This window comes from Chitinophaga sp. 9-1-y, from assembly GCF_059511905.2.
The window spans coordinates 7,436,942-7,452,592 of sequence record NZ_CM197955.1 but is presented as its reverse complement, the minus strand read 5'-3'; the positions used below and the strand labels follow the sequence as shown (position 1 = coordinate 7,452,592).

The following is a 15,651-nucleotide window of genomic DNA, read 5'->3' as shown; positions in this document are numbered from 1 at the left end:
TTTTTTTCTGTGCTAAAGTTACATCCTCACCGTATATTGTAGTACTATCTTAATTTTGCAGATTAAAATTAAATCTTGTAGGTTTAGCGATGGAAAAGAAATTATTTTTACTGGACGCCATGGCACTGATATACAGGGCTTACTACGCCCTTATCAGGAATCCCCGCATCACCAGTGCGGGCCGAAATACCAATGCGCAGTTTGGTTTTACCACTACTTTACTGGATCTTATCAATAAAGAAAAACCTACTCATATGGCCGTTGCATTCGACACGCACGCGCCTACAGAGCGGCATACTACTTATACTGATTATAAAGCTAATCGTCAGGATGCTCCGGAGGATCTGCTTGATGCATTACCCGATATTAAGCGCATCATAGAAGGCTTTAATATCCCGGTAGTAGAGCTGGATGGTTATGAAGCAGATGATGTGATTGGCACCCTGGCCTGGCAGGCCGCTGATGCCGGGTATACCGTATACATGGTTACCCCGGATAAGGATTACGGACAATTGGTGAGAGATAATATTTTTATCTACAAACCGCCGTACATGGGCAACAAAGAGGAAATCATGGGGCCTAAAGAGGTATGTGATAAATGGCAAATCCAGGATGTACACCAGGTAATTGACATCCTTGGCCTGATGGGTGATGCCGTTGATAACATTCCCGGCATTGCTGGCATCGGCGAAAAAACAGCCATGAAACTCCTGGCCCAGTATCATTCCCTGGAAAAAATACTGGAAAACGCAGATAACATTGGCGGTAAAATGGGTGAAAAAATCAAAGCCGGCCGCGAAAATGCTATCCTGTCAAAAGAACTGGCAACCATCATTACCGATGTTCCGGTAAGCTTCCACGAAGAAGATTTCTGCCTCAAAGAAAGCGATAAAGAAAAGCTTACCAGCATCTTTACTGAACTGGAATTTAAAACCCTTGGTAAAAGAATCCTGGGAGATGGATTTGGCGGCAGTACTGCTGCTGAAGCCAAACCCAAGGTCGTACAAACAGACCTGTTTGGAACGGCTATTGTAACGGAAGAAATTACGGTAACTACTGAAATTATTGAATCCGGTAACATCCTGATGGCGGATAAAAATATACACAACACCCCCCATCAGTATGACGTGATAGATACGCCTGAAAAAAGAACCGCTTTACTGCAACAACTGTTACAGCAAAAAGAAGTGTCTTTTGATACCGAAACCACCGGTACTGATGCCAATGAAGCAGATATTGTGGGAATGAGTTTCGCCTTTAAAAAAGGAGAAGCCTACTACATTCCTTTACCAGCCGACCATACCGCTGCCCGCGCCATTATCCATGAATTTATTCCCCTGTTTCAGCATAAAAGCATTGTGCTGGTTGGGCAAAATGTGAAGTATGATATGCTGATACTGAAATGGTACGGCGTAGATGTTACCACCACAGTATTTGATACCATGCTGGCGCATTACCTGATTGAGCCGGAAGGTCGCCGGAGCATGGATGTATTAAGTGCGCAATACCTGGGCTACGAGCCTGTTTCCATAGAAACGCTCATCGGCAAAAAAGGAAAGGGGCAAGGCAATATGCGGGATGTGGAGATTGAAAAAATTAAAGAATATGCTGCGGAAGATGCCGATGTTACCCTCCAGCTAAAAGACAAATTTTTGCCCATGCTGCCTGAAAAAGCCGTGGACAAAGTATTTTACGATATAGAAAACCCGCTGGTACCCGTACTCACTGATATGGAATACGAAGGTATTGCACTGGACACCCTGGCACTGGCCGACTATTCAAAAGAGCTGGAAACAGAAATCAGGCGGGCAGAAGAAAGTGTATACGAACAAGCGGGCGTACGTTTCAAACTGGCCTCCCCTAAACAATTAGGCGAGGTGTTATTTGAAAAGTTACAGCTGGATCCCAAAGCCAAGAAAACCCGCACCGGTCAGTATGCTACTGGCGAAGATGTGCTGCAAAAGCTTTCCAACAAACATAAAATTGTAGAGGATATCCTTATATTCAGAGAGCTGAGCAAACTGAAATCTACTTACGTAGATTCATTACCGTTATTGCTTAACAAACGCACCAACCGAGTACATACTTCCTATAACCAGGCAGTAGCCGTTACCGGCCGTTTGAGCTCCAACAATCCTAACCTGCAGAACATTCCGATTCGTACAGACAGAGGCCGTGAAATACGCAAGGCCTTTATTCCCCGCAATGAGGAATATGTGTTGTTGTCGGCCGACTATTCACAGATAGAACTGCGTATCATAGCAGCCATCAGTGGAGACAAGGAGATGTCTGCCGCTTTCCAGAATGGCATCGATATTCACACTGCTACTGCGGCCAAAGTGTACAATGTAGCACTGGACGCTGTTACTTCTGAAATGCGCCGCAATGCGAAAAGCGTCAACTTCGGTATTATCTATGGCGTAAGCGCTTTTGGCTTGTCAGAAAACCTGGGAATTCCGCGTGGAGAGGCGAAAACGCTGATCGATAATTATTTTGCACAGTATCCGTCTATCAAACAATATATGGAAGACCAGGTGAAGTTTGCACAGGAGAACGGTTATGTACAAACGTTATTGGGCCGGAAAAGATGGTTAAAAGACATCAACTCGTCCAATGCGGTAGTTCGTGGCTTTGCCGAAAGGAACGCCATCAATATGCCTATCCAGGGTACAGCGGCCGATATGATTAAGCTGGCCATGATATCCATTCATAAAGCCTTTAAAGAACGAAACCTCAAGTCCCGCATGCTGTTGCAAGTACATGATGAATTGGTATTTGATGCCCATCGTTCAGAATTAGAGATTATTAAACCCCTTATATTAGATCTTATGCGCAATGCCCTGCCATTGTCTGTTCCGGTAGAAGCGGAAATGGGCACTGGTAACAACTGGCTGGAAGCGCATTAATACAGCATTTAGCCATTAGCTTTTAGCTTTTAGCAAATACAGTGGATGGTTTTCGCTGTATTTGCTAATACGCTAAAAACTAATGGCTAAGACTAATGGTAAATGCTCGCATACTTGTATTTCCCAAAACAGTTTACTAGTTTTCAAATATGATCCAAACACCTCGACTACAATTGTTGCCGTGCTCACTGGAGCATTTCGAATTGCTATTACAGGGCAACGATCACCTGGCCGACCTGCTTGGTATTTCTATACAGGAAGGATGGACCGAATATCCGGAGATGGTCCTTGTAGCATATGATAAGTTACGGAATGATCCTGCCATGCTGGGCTGGTTCTTTTATCTCGTTATACATCGTGCCGACCAGCGCCTTATTGGGGCCGGCGGGTTTAAAGGCAAGCCCAATGCTGAAGGCGTGGTAGAAATGGGGTATGAAATAACCGCCGACTACCGGGAAAGGGGGCTGGGTACCGAAATGGCAGCAGCCCTGATTCGCTTTGCATTCGGGCATTCTTACGTAAAACGTGTGATTGCCCATACAGAAGAAGAGTATAATGCATCCGTTAAAATATTACAAAAAGCAGGAATGCGATTTGTGGGTACAATGAAAAATAAAGAAGGAGAAGATCTCTGGGAATGGGAAATTACCCGGGATCAATACCAGGAAAAGTAGCGCCTATTCCCTCAAAAGCTGTAGCAAGCTCCGTTCATCCATCTTTTCGCCGGTCGAATACCTGCTTTCCCTTATTTTTGGCCCTTGTTTTTAAAACTTATCATTTTACACTCATGAAGAAATGGATGATGTGTGCAGCCATGCTTTGCAGCGTAGGCGCATTTGCACAAAACAATACCAATGTGGAGGGGAGCAAATACCAGTTCACAGTAGTTAAAAACCTCGATGCAGGAGATGTACAAAATCAGGGTCGCACCGGTACTTGCTGGTCTTTCTCCGGTTTGTCTTTTTTTGAATCAGAATTACTGCGCAACGGTAAAAGCAAGGGGCTGAATCTCAGCGAAATGTTTGTGGTACGTAAAATGTATCCGTTGAAAGCAGCTAATTATGTACGCATGCACGGTAAAGCCAACTTCGGTGAAGGTGGTGGATTCCCGGATGATCTGCTGTGCCTCCGTGAATACGGCCTGGTTCCACAGGGCGTATACGATGGCAACAAAGACAAAATGTATAACCATGCTGAAATGGAAAGCCTACTGGAAGGTATGGTCAATAAAATAGGTAATGCCAACGGTAATATCAACCCTAACTGGACGAAAGCATTTGATGGTGTACTGAATGCTTATATGGGAGAAGCTCCTGAAAAATTCCAGTACAACGGGAAAAGCTATACCCCACAGTCTTTTGCTAAAGAACTGGGACTCAGCGCCGATGATTATGTACTGATCTCTTCTTTTACCCACCATCCCTACAATTCACAATTTGTACTGGAAGTACCAGACAACTGGAACTGGGAGAAAGTATACAATGTAAACCTGAGTGACTTTACCAACATCGCTGAAAATGCTATCCAGAATGGTTACACCATTGCATGGGCTGCTGATGTAAGCGAAAAAGGCTTCAACTTCAGAGAAGGCCTGGCAATTGTTCCGGAAAAAGATTGGGCTGATATGTCTGCCGAAGAAAGAAAAAATGCTTTCCTGGAACCAGGTAAAGAAAAAACCATCACTCCTGAACTGCGTCAGCAGGCTTTCGATAACTACGAAACACAGGATGATCACGGTATGCACATTGTAGGTCTGGTAAAAGACCAGAATGGCAACAAATATTTCCGCGTGAAAAATTCCTGGGGTACCGACAATCCAGGTGCAGGATATTTCTACGCTTCTGAGCCTTACTTCGCTTATAAAACCACCTGCTTCATGGTAAACAAAAAAGCTTTACCTGCAGATGTAGCCAAGAAACTGGGTATCAAATAATCTCTTTTAAAATACTTTGAAGAGGTGGTGCGGCGATGCCGGGCCACCTCTTTTTCGTTAGCCCCCCGACGGCTCTTTACCCCGGCTCAGAATCGCGTTTTTACCACCTCGCGAAGGTATTTATCTCCCGAAAAATATATTTGCTACAGGCAAATATATTTATTTGACAAAGTCAAGAACAATCAGCTCATTTCAATATAGCAAAAGATTTTAATGTTTCCCTTCGAGTTGTTGTGTGTAAGAATAGTTTCCTAAACGGAGTTTTACAGGCAACCCGGTACTCTTTTGCCAGGACCATTCTTTTTTGCAGAAAAAACCAAAGTGCTGCTGGTAATAAGCATCTGGTGCAAGCTTATAAGTAGGATAAACCGGCGGGGGAGCAGGGGGGATATAAGCCGTTTTAGGAGCGGGAAATAACTTCACCGGCTTAAGCGCAAAAGTTTGCGCAGCTGCTACATAGCCGGTCAACAAAATACACGTCATCAACACCCATCCTCGCTTTTTCATAAAAACATTTTATCAGGATATTTCTTCAAAACTGCCAATCCCTTCACGAATCAACACAGGCTCTGGCCCGGTACAATCTATTACCGTTGAAAAGCCCATACCACCCGGACCACCATCTATCACGATGTCCACTTGGTTTCCGAATTTCTCATAAATAATTTCCGGGTCCGTATATTCTTCTACATAATCCTCAATGGGCAAGGTGGTACTCATCAAAGGATTATCTAATTCCTTAACAATGGTGCGACAAATATTATTATCCGGCACCCTGATACCCACAGTATCTTTCTTCGTTTTTAACAGCTTGGGCACCATCCGGCTGGCTGGCAAAATAAAAGTATAAGGCCCTGGCAATGCTTTTTTCAGCATCCTGAATATAGGCGTGTCTACACTTTTAGCGTAATCGGATAAATGACTCAGATCATAACAGATAAAAGAGAAGTTTGCCTTTTTCGGATCTATCTGTTTAATCCGCGCTATCCGTTCTATCGCCTTATGTTGCGTAATATCACAACCCAAACCATATACCGTATCAGTAGGGTATATAATAATCCCTCCATCCTTCAAACATTCTATGATTGTTTTTAAATGACGGGGATTCGGGTTGTCCGGGTGTACGTTTAATAGCATATATAAAGTTAATGATTGTGTTTCACTTTCAGCTTTTTAGCCTACCTTTCGTCCCGATTTTTCTAAACCTACGCGATGAATTTAAAAGGCATTGTTCCCAGAACGTGGAGGAGATTGAAGAGGGTACTACTGGTTTTAATTGTTGCACAATTTGTTTATATCATCCTCTTGAAATGGGTGAATCCACCTATTACCATTACTGAAATCGGCAGCTGGTTCAGCCTCTGGGGCACAGATAAAAAACTACACAAAACATGGGTGAGCTATGACGAAATATCTCAGCACGCCAAACTCGCTGTAATAGCCAGTGAAGACCAACTCTTCACCGATCATAATGGCTTCGACTTTAAGTCGATTGAAAAGGCCATGAAGCATAACCAACAAAGTAAAAAGATAAAAGGCGCCAGCACCATTAGTCAGCAGGTAGCTAAAAACGTATTCCTGTGGCAGGGCCGTAGTTGGTTCCGCAAAGGGCTGGAAGTATATTTTACCTTCATGATTGAGAAAATATGGGGGAAACAACGCATTCTCGAAGTATACCTGAACGTAGCTGAAATGGGAGAGGGCATATTTGGCGTGGAAGCAGCCTCCCAGGCCAATTACAATAAAAATGCGGCGAGTCTTAATCGCGAAGAAGCTGCTATGATAGCTGCCTGCTTACCTAATCCGATTAAATACACCATTAATCCTCCTGCCAGGATTACCAGTTACCGGCAACGCAAAATCCTGATACAAATGCGCAACCTTGCGCCGGATCCGGATATTATGGAATTGGTAGTAGGCAGAAAATAAATATCCACTAGCCCAGTAATGACTGCACTGCCGCTATAGCAAGGGCTTCACGCTCCTCATACGTTCCTTTTATTTCCTGCCACGGAACACCGGAAGCAACAACGATGTCCTTATAAACCTGGTAGAAATAGTTACGCATGGCAGGATCAGGGTATTCCCGTTGCGGGTCTTCTTCCCAGGGCAAATCGATATAAGTAAGTAAATAGAGATCGCAATGTTGTTGGGCAACCTGTTTTAAAATGCGCGGATCGCAGTTCCCATATTTATGCTCGCTCCATACTTTTATCACATATAAATCGGTATCACAAATAAGCACCCTATTGGCTTTCATGGCTTGCTGCCGTTCAAGTGCCAGTTGTCCTGCTGCTATTTCCAGCAAATCGTGTTGGTCATATGGGCGGTCCAGCTGATCAATATACTCACGGGCATATTCCGGCGTCCACACGGTATTAAAGTGGGCGGCCAGCATTTCGCTGAGCGTGCTTTTTCCTGTAGATTCAGGGCCTATAACAACTACTTTCTTCATTTATTAGACGTTTCTCTTTGCTGCACAATCGCTTTCCAATCGAAGTATCCGAATACAGCAATGATAAACAAAAAGATGGTGAGTAAAGCGGTCAGATAAAGATGCTTGTAAAACAACAACGGTATGGCCACCAGGTTGGAAATATTCAACAATATCCAGTTCTCCAGCTTCCGCTTTGCCAGTAGCCACATGCCTGCACAGGCACTGGCAGAAACAAAGGCGTCCATCACGGGTACATTGGAATCGGAAAAATGAGTGAGCAGGAAATAAAAAATCCCCCAGCCCCCCAGGGCAATGAAAATGGCCGTAGTCAGCTCAGGGCGGCTACTGCGCGTTATAGGTGTGGCTGGTTCAGCAGGGCCTTTCTTTGCCCAATATACCCAGCCATACACGCTCATAATAAGGTAATACGCATTCAGCGTAGCATCTGCATAGAGCTTGAAATGCTCCTGCGACAAGAGGTAAGTATAAATACCAGTGCTGATAATACCAGTAGGATATACCAGTATGTTATTATTTTTTTGGAAGATGACCGACAGAACAGCAAAGAATACCGCTATCCCTTCCAGCCAGGTCATTTGATGCAGCCCTTCTAAAAAGCCCTGGTATAAATCATTCATGGTGCGAAAGTGGATAAATATTTCGAGATTTCGCACATCGTTGTTGCCGGCTAATACAGCAACAACGATGTGCGAAAAGTTATTTCTTTTCTCCAATCAGTGTACCAGACACATTCCAGAAGCTTTGACTGGTTCCTTCAGGCTTGCCTTGTGGAATAGCCACCTGGATGGTATGCCAGCCCGGCGTGATATCTGGCAATGAAATAATCACCGGAGAAGTAAGTGTACCCGGGCACCAGTTAGAGCGGCTCAGGTCAGAAGAAGACAATCCATTTCCGAAATTACCGGAAGCGGGATTGGAGAGGCGATAAGTAGCACAATCTGTGCGCCACGGAATAAAGTGATATACACGTTTGCCGTCTACAAAAATTTCATTCTGCTTGGGATTGAATTCATCGCCGCCACCCCAGCCACCATGGCCGGTAGTAAGGAAACGTAACTGTACGTTTTTAAGTCCTTCCGGAATGTTTACCCGTACTTTCAGCGAGTCTTTATCGAACAGGGTAGCGTATTCTTGTCCGGCCATTTCCATCAGGTTAGTGGTGTTGAAAACCGGGTAGATCCAGTTGGGAGTACTGCGGTTTTCATCTTCCGGATCACCAGGATAATATTTAAGGCTCAGGCTTACCTTATGGCCGCCTTTATCGTAGTTGCCAATATATACACCCAGCCAAACATCGCCCTGCAGACGGTTGTGTAGTTCAGTAATGTCTTGTTTATAAATAACGGAATCGGCCCAGTTATAACCGGCTATTTTTACCTGGTTATTAAACTGCCGTACACCGAATGGCGTGAAGAAGCGGAGTATTTCCAGTGTCGGTAAATAGTTGTCGGTGGCTACCATGCCGTGATAGCTGTTGCCATTATTAGCGGTAAACAACGGTAACGCCTGTACGCCTTTTTGCAGACCGTCAAGGAAAGAGGTGGCTTTATCTGCCGGGATCATAAATACGGAGCCGGTTCTGTCGTATGCATCGCCATTGGAATATTGGGTAAGCTCTGCGAAAAGTGTTTCACCTTTCTTCACAGCTGGCAGCGATACTTTTTTCAGTATCACGGTACCGCCGGCGTAATGATAGGTTTGATTAGCTTGTTCTCCTGTTGGATTAGGCGTATTGTTACCCCAGCTGATTTGTTCCTGGTTAAACACGGGGAAGGTGGTGTAGCGGCTGTCGATCACCTGCCGCATATAGGCGGCATCGTCAACCAGGGTGCCGGTATTGGTTGGCCAGGCCAGCTCTTCTGCTGTAATTTTACGATAAGTAATTTTCTTTGCGATGGTTTCGCTGTTGCCATTCCGCACAGTTCTCAGTACCAGTCCCAAACCGGGTGCAATGGTGATATTCGGCGTGCCCTTCAACTGTAACGCGTTGGTATACCACACTTCGATGGTGTTGGAGCGGATAAACAGTTTGGCCTTTTTACACACATATCCCAGAATGGTAGCGGTATCGGGGAGGAGTTCGGGTGTAGCATATTCACTAAAGGCCTTTTTCAGCGTGTATACTTCATTGTTAGGAAGGCTTAACACCTGCAAGCTGGCTTGTTCCTGTAATTGCAGGAATTGTTGTTCTTTTTGTTTGCCTTTTCCAGTAACAATGTGTGCACGCTGCTGATCTATGAACAGTTGCAGCTCATTGCCGGGAATGGCTTTTCCATTGCTGCCAAAACCGTAGGTAATAACGGCGCTGGTACTATCCACTCTTTTCTTTCCCTGGGCCCATGCCGGTTGTATCGCCGCTGCGATACCGGCCAATAACACTAAAAACTTCATGCTGGCATTCTCATTTAATAATAAAAAAAGGTCTATCCGCTCCTTAAAAGCTTAAGGCTAACAGCTAAAAAAAAGCACAGCCATAAAGACTGTGCTTTCGTTTAACACTATCATTCACTCAACTATGGCTTATTCTGCTTCTGCCACTACTTCCTTCACTTCGGGAATCATACGCTTCATCATGCCTTCAATACCGGCTTTGAGCGTAATCATGGAAGAGGGACAGCCTGAGCAGGAACCTTGTAACATCAGTGTTACCGTGCCGTTGTCGTAATCTTTGAACTGAATGGCGCCGCCATCCATTTCTACAGCCGGTTTCACATAGTTTTCAAGTAATTCCTTGATACGTTTTACCACATCTGTATCATCTGCGCTCACTTCATTGCTGGCAGTTGATTTGGTAATCACTACCTCATCTTCGTTGATAACAGGGCGGGAGTCTTCCAGGTATTCTTTCAGGAAGGCTTTTACCGTAGGAATTATATCGTTCCAGTCAGTTTCGCTGGTTTTCGTAAGCGTAATAAAGTTAGCCATGATAAATACCCCTCTGATAAAAGGGAAGCTAAACAACTCAATGGCCAATGGCGATGGTTTAGCGCTGGCTTCATCCGGGAAATCAATGCTTTTACCTGGATACAGGAGTTTGTTTGCCACAAACTTCATAGTTTCCGGGTTAGGCGTCATTTCTGTATATATGCTGATGATTGGATTTCCTGTTTTAATCATTTTATCCTAATTTACTTATGCAAAGGTAACATTTTTCAGGCAGATTTTTGGGACAGATCTCACCGTTTGCTATTGAAAATAACAATTTGCTTATAGGCATTAGTGATACCCCGGTTTCCCAGGCTTCTTCTTTATAATTATACAAATTTTTTGTCATGTTATTAAAAGAACTTTCACCCAAAATTCAGACCGCGTTGAATCAGCAGGTAGAAATGGAAGCTGCCTCTTCCCAATATTACCTGGCAATGGCCTCCTGGGCTGAAGTTGAAGGCTACAATGGTATAGCCCTGTTCCTGTACCGGCACTCCGACGAAGAGCGTACCCACATGCTGAAACTGCTGAAATTTATCAATGAACGTGGCGGACACGGCCTGGTACCAGCCCTGAAGCAGCCTGCCGTAAAGTTCAAAAACATCCATGAGATCTTTGAACAGGTGTTCAGTCACGAACTGGCGGTGTCAAAAGAAATCAATAACCTGGTAGATATGTGCCTTAGCGAAAAAGATTACGCTACACATAACTTTTTGCAATGGTATGTAACCGAACAAATTGAAGAAGAACGCCTCGCCCGGCACATCCTCGATAAATTAAAGCTGATAGGAGAGGATAAAGGCGGACTCTATATTTTTGATCGCGACCTCGCCACCCTGGATACCAACGACAGACATTAAAAAAAATCTACCTCCTTTTGTTGCTGCCACTTATTACTTTTGTAACAGATATGCAAACCACGAAAGTATTAAAAGCGCGTAAGCGGATCGCACTCATTGCACACGATCATAAAAAGGCGGAGCTCATTGAATGGGCCGTTTATAACAAAACGGTATTAAGTCGCCATGAACTATATGCAACCGGTACCACCGGAACGATGATAGAACAGGCGCTGGATGTATCTGTCAGAAAACTCCTGAGTGGCCCACTGGGCGGCGACCAGCAAATTGGTGCACTGGTAGCCACCGGCGAACTGGATGTTATTATTTTCTTCTGGGACCCAATGGAAGCACTGCCACATGATCCGGATATCAAAGCCCTCCTTCGTTTGGGTGTAGTCTGGAATATTCCTATGGCCATGAACCGGGCATCTGCCGACTTTCTGCTCACATCACCCCTGATGCACCAGGAATATGAGGCCAGCCTGCCAGATTACAGTCAGTATACTAAAAGAAAGATATAAGTCTTTTTAAATTTTCATGTCCTCAACAGGCAGTGCTAGCTGAATTTTCCGTACTTTAAATAAAAGCTTCGGGAATGAGAATTGTTTTTACCCTTTTCTTCGCTACCCTGTTGGCGGGCATCACTTTACAGGCTAATGCACAAACGGATAGCAGTAAAGCTTCCCGGGATTCGCTGGCAGACTCCCAACTGGTATTAACCACCCGGCTGCTCCGGGAAAACGACTCTCTCCAGAAAGCAGACGAAGCCCAGAAAAAAGAGCTGCAGCAACAACTCCTGCTTAGCAATGACCAGCAGAAAAAAGAGCTGCAGGAGAAACTTCACGCTATAGAACTAGCCGACTCCCTTAAGAAAGCCACCAACGTGCAACGTATTAATCAGCTGAAAGCCACGCACTCCGGGATTCCTGTTGTGCCATTCGGCGATACGCTCTTCTATATTTACAATAAACTCGGCCCGCTACAGCCCAGCGACCGCGCACAAAATATTGATCACAAACTGGCACAATTAGCCAGTGATCCCTTTTTTACAGCGGACTCCATTCGTCCTATACCCAATGAAAACAATATAGATGTCGTCTATAACGATCTCGTGCTACTCAGCGTTACTGATGATGACGCCCTTTGGCTGAACCAGGATAAGTTAATGGTAGCACAGCAATATGCGGATACCGTCAAAGTGGCCGTGCTAAAGGAAAAGAAAAATAACAGCCTGCAAAGTATATTGATCCGCATCGCCTGGCTGCTATTAATTATCGTGGTATTTTCAGCGATTGTATACGGCATAAACCGCCTGTTTAAACGGCTACGGACCAAAGTAGTGCGGCAAAAAGACCAGTATTTTAAGGGGGTAAAAGTGAAAGAATATGCCCTGCTGAACCAACAAAAACAAATCGGGATCATATTCGCCGCACTGCGTATAGCCAGGATCATTTTCATCCTGTTTATTTTTTATATCACGCTGCCATTTGTGTTCAGCATATTTCCCTGGACCAAAGGCATTGCGGATAAACTCATCGACTGGACACTATCCCCGGTTAAATCCATCTTCCTGAGCTTTGTTCATTATCTCCCTAAATTACTCACCATAGTGGTGATATACTTTATTACCCGCTACCTGGTAAAATTTGTGAACTACCTGGCAGAAGAAATTGCAGTAGGCAACCTCTCCATTAATGGCTTCTACGCCGACTGGGCAAGACCTACGGCCAGCGGTATCAAGTTCCTGCTATATGCTTTCATGTTTGTAGTGATATTTCCCTACCTGCCAGGATCGGACTCCAAAATATTCCAGGGAGTATCTGTTTTCCTGGGTATCCTCTTTTCACTCGGTTCTTCTTCTGCTATATCCAATGTGATAGCGGGTTTCGTAATTACCTATATGCGTCCCTTTAAGATCGGCGACCGGGTAAAAATCGGTGATATCACCGGTGATGTAATTGAAAAGAACCTGCTGGTTACACGGCTACGCACCATCAAAAATGAAGAAATCACGGTTCCCAATGCCAGCATCTTAAGCGGCCACACCGTCAATTTTACCACTTCCAGCAAAGATCTTGGCCTGATACTACATACCACCGTGACCATCGGCTACGATGTTCCCTGGAAACAGGTACATGAAATGTTGATCGGCGCAGCCATGGTAACAGAGGGAGTGTTGAAAGAAAAACCGCCTTTTGTATTGCAAACAAGCCTGGATGATTTTGCCATTGCCTATGAAATCAATGTATATACAGACCATTCGCATAAAATGGCGTTGATTTATTCCGATTTACATCGAAATATTATTGACCACTTCAATGCTGCAGGCGTTGAAATTATGTCGCCACACTTTATAGCACATAGGGATGGGAATACCAGTACGGTACCTCCGGAATACCTGGGTAACGACTATAAGCCACCTGTAATGAAGGTGAAGATTGAAAAAGAATAAGCATCTATCTTCATAAGAATCACATATTTGTATCCTATCAGCCCCGGTTTTTGCTATTTTCGCATCTTACGGTTAAAAGTAAGGCAGATGTTGAAGCAATTTATAGCAGGTATCTTTCTATGGATCATTCTGGCACAGCAGGCATGGGCACAGTTGCCTCCCAAACGCGAATTAAGAGCTGTTTGGATTGCCACTGTTGAAAATATTGACTGGCCATCAAAACGCGGATTGAGTACAGAGCAACAAAAACAAGAATTTATCGCAATACTGGATCAGCAACAGCGTAATGGCATGAATGCCGTAGTAGTACAGGTGCGTCCTGCAACAGATGCTTTCTATCCATCGTCTTACGAACCCTGGTCTGAATACCTTACAGGTGTACAGGGACAAGCTCCCAACCCCTATTATGATCCGCTGCAATTCATGGTAGAAGAAACACATAAAAGAGGCATGGAATTCCACGCGTGGTTTAATCCGTATCGCGCCGTGTTTAATGTAAGTCGCAGCAGTGTTGCGGCAAATCACATTACCCGACTTAAACCACAATGGTTTCTTACTTACGATGGCAAAAAGTATTTTGATCCGGGCATTCCTGAAGTGCGCGATTACGTAACTGCCGTCATCCGGGATGTGGTGAAGCGTTATGATATCGACGCCGTACATTTCGACGATTACTTCTATCCGTATCGAGCGCCGGGGAAAGAATTTCCTGATAACAGCTCTTACCGGCTATATGGTAAAAATATGATGAAGGACGACTGGCGCCGGTCTAACGTAGATGCTATTATACAGCAGCTGAGTGTTGCTATTAAAGCTGAAAAGCCCTGGATGAAATTTGGTATCAGTCCATTTGGGGTGTGGCGTAATAAAGACAAGGATCCGGAAGGCTCTTATACCAAAGGAGGGCAAACCAATTATGACGACCTGTATGCTGATATCCTGAAGTGGTTAAAAAATGGCTGGATCGACTACGTTGCTCCTCAACTGTACTGGGAGCGGGGCCACCGGCTGGCAGATTTCGAAATATTGCTGAACTGGTGGAGCCAGCATGGCTATGGCAGACAGGTGTATATTGGGCATGGCGTGTACCGAATCAACAGCAATGCTGCCTGGAAAAATCCGAATGAAATACCTGCACAGATAGAGGAAGCCAGAACACTCAACACTATCCAGGGAAGTATCTTTTATAGCGCCGCTTCTTTCAGGGGCAACCCACAGGGAATAGAAACTGCGTTGAGAAATGGTGTATATAAATACCCGGCATTGCGGCCTGTTATGTCGTGGCTGCCAAAACAAACACCGGAAGCGCCTTATTTCATTGATGCCTTTGAGCGGGCCGGCGGACTGGAAATACACTGGTCTGATGATGATACCAGTGGTCATACAAAGCAGTATGTACTTTACCGGTTCGAGCAGAATGAGGCCATTAACGTAAGCGACCCTACGAAAATTCTTGCCATCCTGGAGCAGATGTCCGACCCTGTATATAAAGATCTGACTTATGTAAAAGGGAAAACATACACCTATGTAGTTACGGCGCTTGACCGCTTTCAAAACGAAAGCCAAATCAGCCAGCCATTGAGGGTGGAGATAAAGAATGGAAAAACGTTGTTCCTTTTTGAATAATCCATCAGCGGGGATACCTTTTTCAGCAAGGAATCCCCGCTGATAAGCATTTCTAAAAATTGAATATCCCTGTTTCCATGTCTATAGCCGTGGCGGCTGGCTTATATAACATCCGGGGAAATTCTTCTGCCTGTTGCAATTCACTGGGAATGTAGCGTAACATACCCCCGGATACCCCCGCAACTAATGCACCTACCGCCTGTTTGGTCTGATAATCTGTATATGCTGCCTGGTAAGCGGGCAAAATGTATCCGTAGCTTTTTCTTCCCAGCTGCACATAGGCAGGAAGGGTGCTGTTGAATACCAGGACAGCAAAAACAGCGATGGAGCATTTTGTTAACATCGGCGCTAAGTATGAGTGGTTAAGGCAAAGAAAGCGCGCGGCGTAAAAAAGCACTCTTAATATACGCCAAAAACAGATACATATTATATGTCATATGACAAGATAAGAATAGGAAATTGATCTCAAAACAAGCGAACCCTACCATTAATTGGCGCCAATTTAT

The 15,651-nt window shown here is 44.6% G+C and carries 15 protein-coding genes; 8 read left to right on the top strand and 7 right to left on the bottom strand.

Annotation, left to right across the window (positions count from 1 at the left end; translation table 11 throughout):
• The first annotated feature begins 89 nt into the window (after nt 1–89).
• From polA to AC5ZC7_RS29645, 3 genes are all read left to right on the top strand, one after another.
• Nucleotides 90–2,906: a DNA polymerase I gene (gene polA / locus AC5ZC7_RS29655; protein WP_496161025.1), complete on the top strand. Its 2,817-nt coding sequence runs from the start codon at nt 90–92 to the stop codon at nt 2,904–2,906.
• Between the two features lie 149 nt (nt 2,907–3,055).
• Nucleotides 3,056–3,580, top strand: coding sequence for a GNAT family N-acetyltransferase (locus tag AC5ZC7_RS29650; protein ID WP_496161024.1), 525 nt, complete (start codon nt 3,056–3,058; stop codon nt 3,578–3,580).
• A 113-nt stretch (nt 3,581–3,693) separates the two neighbouring features.
• Complete coding sequence (locus AC5ZC7_RS29645; protein WP_496161023.1) at nt 3,694–4,839, top strand: C1 family peptidase; 1,146 nt, start codon at nt 3,694–3,696, stop codon at nt 4,837–4,839.
• A 210-nt stretch (nt 4,840–5,049) separates the two neighbouring features.
• Here AC5ZC7_RS29645 and AC5ZC7_RS29640 read toward each other — a convergent pair whose 3' ends face one another.
• Together AC5ZC7_RS29640 and AC5ZC7_RS29635 are read right to left on the bottom strand one after the other, a co-directional pair.
• Complete coding sequence (locus tag AC5ZC7_RS29640; RefSeq protein WP_496161022.1) at nt 5,050–5,346, bottom strand: hypothetical protein; 297 nt, start codon at nt 5,344–5,346, stop codon at nt 5,050–5,052.
• Between the two features lie 12 nt (nt 5,347–5,358).
• Nucleotides 5,359–5,976 carry an L-threonylcarbamoyladenylate synthase gene (locus tag AC5ZC7_RS29635; RefSeq protein WP_496161021.1) on the bottom strand — a complete coding sequence of 206 codons (618 nt, stop codon included), beginning with the start codon at nt 5,974–5,976 and terminating at the stop codon, nt 5,359–5,361.
• 75 nt (nt 5,977–6,051) lie between these two features.
• Between AC5ZC7_RS29635 and mtgA the strand changes: the two genes are divergently transcribed.
• Complete coding sequence (gene mtgA / locus AC5ZC7_RS29630) at nt 6,052–6,768, top strand: monofunctional biosynthetic peptidoglycan transglycosylase (protein WP_496161020.1); 717 nt, start codon at nt 6,052–6,054, stop codon at nt 6,766–6,768.
• A gap of 7 nt (nt 6,769–6,775) precedes the next feature.
• Here the strand turns inward: mtgA and AC5ZC7_RS29625 are convergent, their stop codons facing one another.
• From AC5ZC7_RS29625 to AC5ZC7_RS29610, 4 genes are all read right to left on the bottom strand, one after another.
• The gene (locus AC5ZC7_RS29625; protein ID WP_496161019.1) at nt 6,776–7,294 is read right to left on the bottom strand and encodes an AAA family ATPase; all 519 of its coding nucleotides are present in this window, start codon (nt 7,292–7,294) and stop codon (nt 6,776–6,778) included.
• Nucleotides 7,291–8,010, bottom strand: coding sequence for a nicotinamide riboside transporter PnuC (gene pnuC, locus AC5ZC7_RS29620; RefSeq protein WP_496161018.1), 720 nt, complete (start codon nt 8,008–8,010; stop codon nt 7,291–7,293). The genes AC5ZC7_RS29625 and pnuC overlap by 4 nt, the downstream gene beginning before the upstream one ends.
• Nucleotides 7,994–9,688 carry a PNGase F N-terminal domain-containing protein gene (locus tag AC5ZC7_RS29615; protein WP_496161017.1) on the bottom strand — a complete coding sequence of 565 codons (1,695 nt, stop codon included), beginning with the start codon at nt 9,686–9,688 and terminating at the stop codon, nt 7,994–7,996. The genes pnuC and AC5ZC7_RS29615 overlap by 17 nt, the downstream gene beginning before the upstream one ends.
• 129 nt (nt 9,689–9,817) lie before the next feature.
• Nucleotides 9,818–10,414, bottom strand: a complete 597-nt coding sequence (locus tag AC5ZC7_RS29610; RefSeq protein ID WP_089890542.1) for a NifU family protein — start codon at nt 10,412–10,414, stop codon at nt 9,818–9,820.
• A gap of 155 nt (nt 10,415–10,569) precedes the next feature.
• Here AC5ZC7_RS29610 and AC5ZC7_RS29605 point away from each other — a divergent pair, with 155 nt between their 5' ends.
• The 4 genes from AC5ZC7_RS29605 (at nt 10,570) to AC5ZC7_RS29590 (ending at nt 15,145) form a co-directional block, all read left to right on the top strand.
• Complete coding sequence (locus AC5ZC7_RS29605; RefSeq protein WP_496161016.1) at nt 10,570–11,085, top strand: ferritin-like domain-containing protein; 516 nt, start codon at nt 10,570–10,572, stop codon at nt 11,083–11,085.
• 17 nt (nt 11,086–11,102) lie between these two features.
• Nucleotides 11,103–11,588 carry a methylglyoxal synthase gene (locus tag AC5ZC7_RS29600; RefSeq protein ID WP_496161015.1) on the top strand — a complete coding sequence of 162 codons (486 nt, stop codon included), beginning with the start codon at nt 11,103–11,105 and terminating at the stop codon, nt 11,586–11,588.
• 74 nt (nt 11,589–11,662) lie between these two features.
• Nucleotides 11,663–13,519, top strand: coding sequence for a DUF8459 domain-containing protein (locus tag AC5ZC7_RS29595; RefSeq protein WP_496161014.1), 1,857 nt, complete (start codon nt 11,663–11,665; stop codon nt 13,517–13,519).
• A gap of 87 nt (nt 13,520–13,606) precedes the next feature.
• Nucleotides 13,607–15,145, top strand: a complete 1,539-nt coding sequence (locus AC5ZC7_RS29590) for a family 10 glycosylhydrolase (RefSeq protein WP_496161013.1) — start codon at nt 13,607–13,609, stop codon at nt 15,143–15,145.
• A gap of 52 nt (nt 15,146–15,197) precedes the next feature.
• Here the strand turns inward: AC5ZC7_RS29590 and AC5ZC7_RS29585 are convergent, their stop codons facing one another.
• Entirely contained in the window at nt 15,198–15,488 is a 291-nt protein-coding gene (locus AC5ZC7_RS29585; protein WP_496161012.1) for a hypothetical protein, read from the bottom strand.
• Nucleotides 15,489–15,651: the final 163 nt, after the last annotated feature.

What these genes read in the sequence shown, in the direction of transcription:
- polA (WP_496161025.1), top strand. Translation starts at nt 90, where the DNA reads ATGGAAAAGAAATTATTTTTACTGGACGCCATGGCACTGATATACAGG.
- AC5ZC7_RS29650 (WP_496161024.1), top strand. Translation starts at nt 3,056, where the DNA reads ATGATCCAAACACCTCGACTACAATTGTTGCCGTGCTCACTGGAGCAT.
- AC5ZC7_RS29645 (WP_496161023.1), top strand. Translation starts at nt 3,694, where the DNA reads ATGAAGAAATGGATGATGTGTGCAGCCATGCTTTGCAGCGTAGGCGCA.
- AC5ZC7_RS29640 (WP_496161022.1), bottom strand. Translation starts at nt 5,346, where the DNA reads ATGAAAAAGCGAGGATGGGTGTTGATGACGTGTATTTTGTTGACCGGC.
- AC5ZC7_RS29635 (WP_496161021.1), bottom strand. Translation starts at nt 5,976, where the DNA reads ATGCTATTAAACGTACACCCGGACAACCCGAATCCCCGTCATTTAAAA.
- mtgA (WP_496161020.1), top strand. Translation starts at nt 6,052, where the DNA reads ATGAATTTAAAAGGCATTGTTCCCAGAACGTGGAGGAGATTGAAGAGG.
- AC5ZC7_RS29625 (WP_496161019.1), bottom strand. Translation starts at nt 7,294, where the DNA reads ATGAAGAAAGTAGTTGTTATAGGCCCTGAATCTACAGGAAAAAGCACG.
- AC5ZC7_RS29615 (WP_496161017.1), bottom strand. Translation starts at nt 9,688, where the DNA reads ATGAAGTTTTTAGTGTTATTGGCCGGTATCGCAGCGGCGATACAACCG.
- AC5ZC7_RS29610 (WP_089890542.1), bottom strand. Translation starts at nt 10,414, where the DNA reads ATGATTAAAACAGGAAATCCAATCATCAGCATATATACAGAAATGACG.
- AC5ZC7_RS29605 (WP_496161016.1), top strand. Translation starts at nt 10,570, where the DNA reads ATGTTATTAAAAGAACTTTCACCCAAAATTCAGACCGCGTTGAATCAG.
- AC5ZC7_RS29595 (WP_496161014.1), top strand. Translation starts at nt 11,663, where the DNA reads ATGAGAATTGTTTTTACCCTTTTCTTCGCTACCCTGTTGGCGGGCATC.
- AC5ZC7_RS29590 (WP_496161013.1), top strand. Translation starts at nt 13,607, where the DNA reads ATGTTGAAGCAATTTATAGCAGGTATCTTTCTATGGATCATTCTGGCA.
- AC5ZC7_RS29585 (WP_496161012.1), bottom strand. Translation starts at nt 15,488, where the DNA reads ATGTTAACAAAATGCTCCATCGCTGTTTTTGCTGTCCTGGTATTCAAC.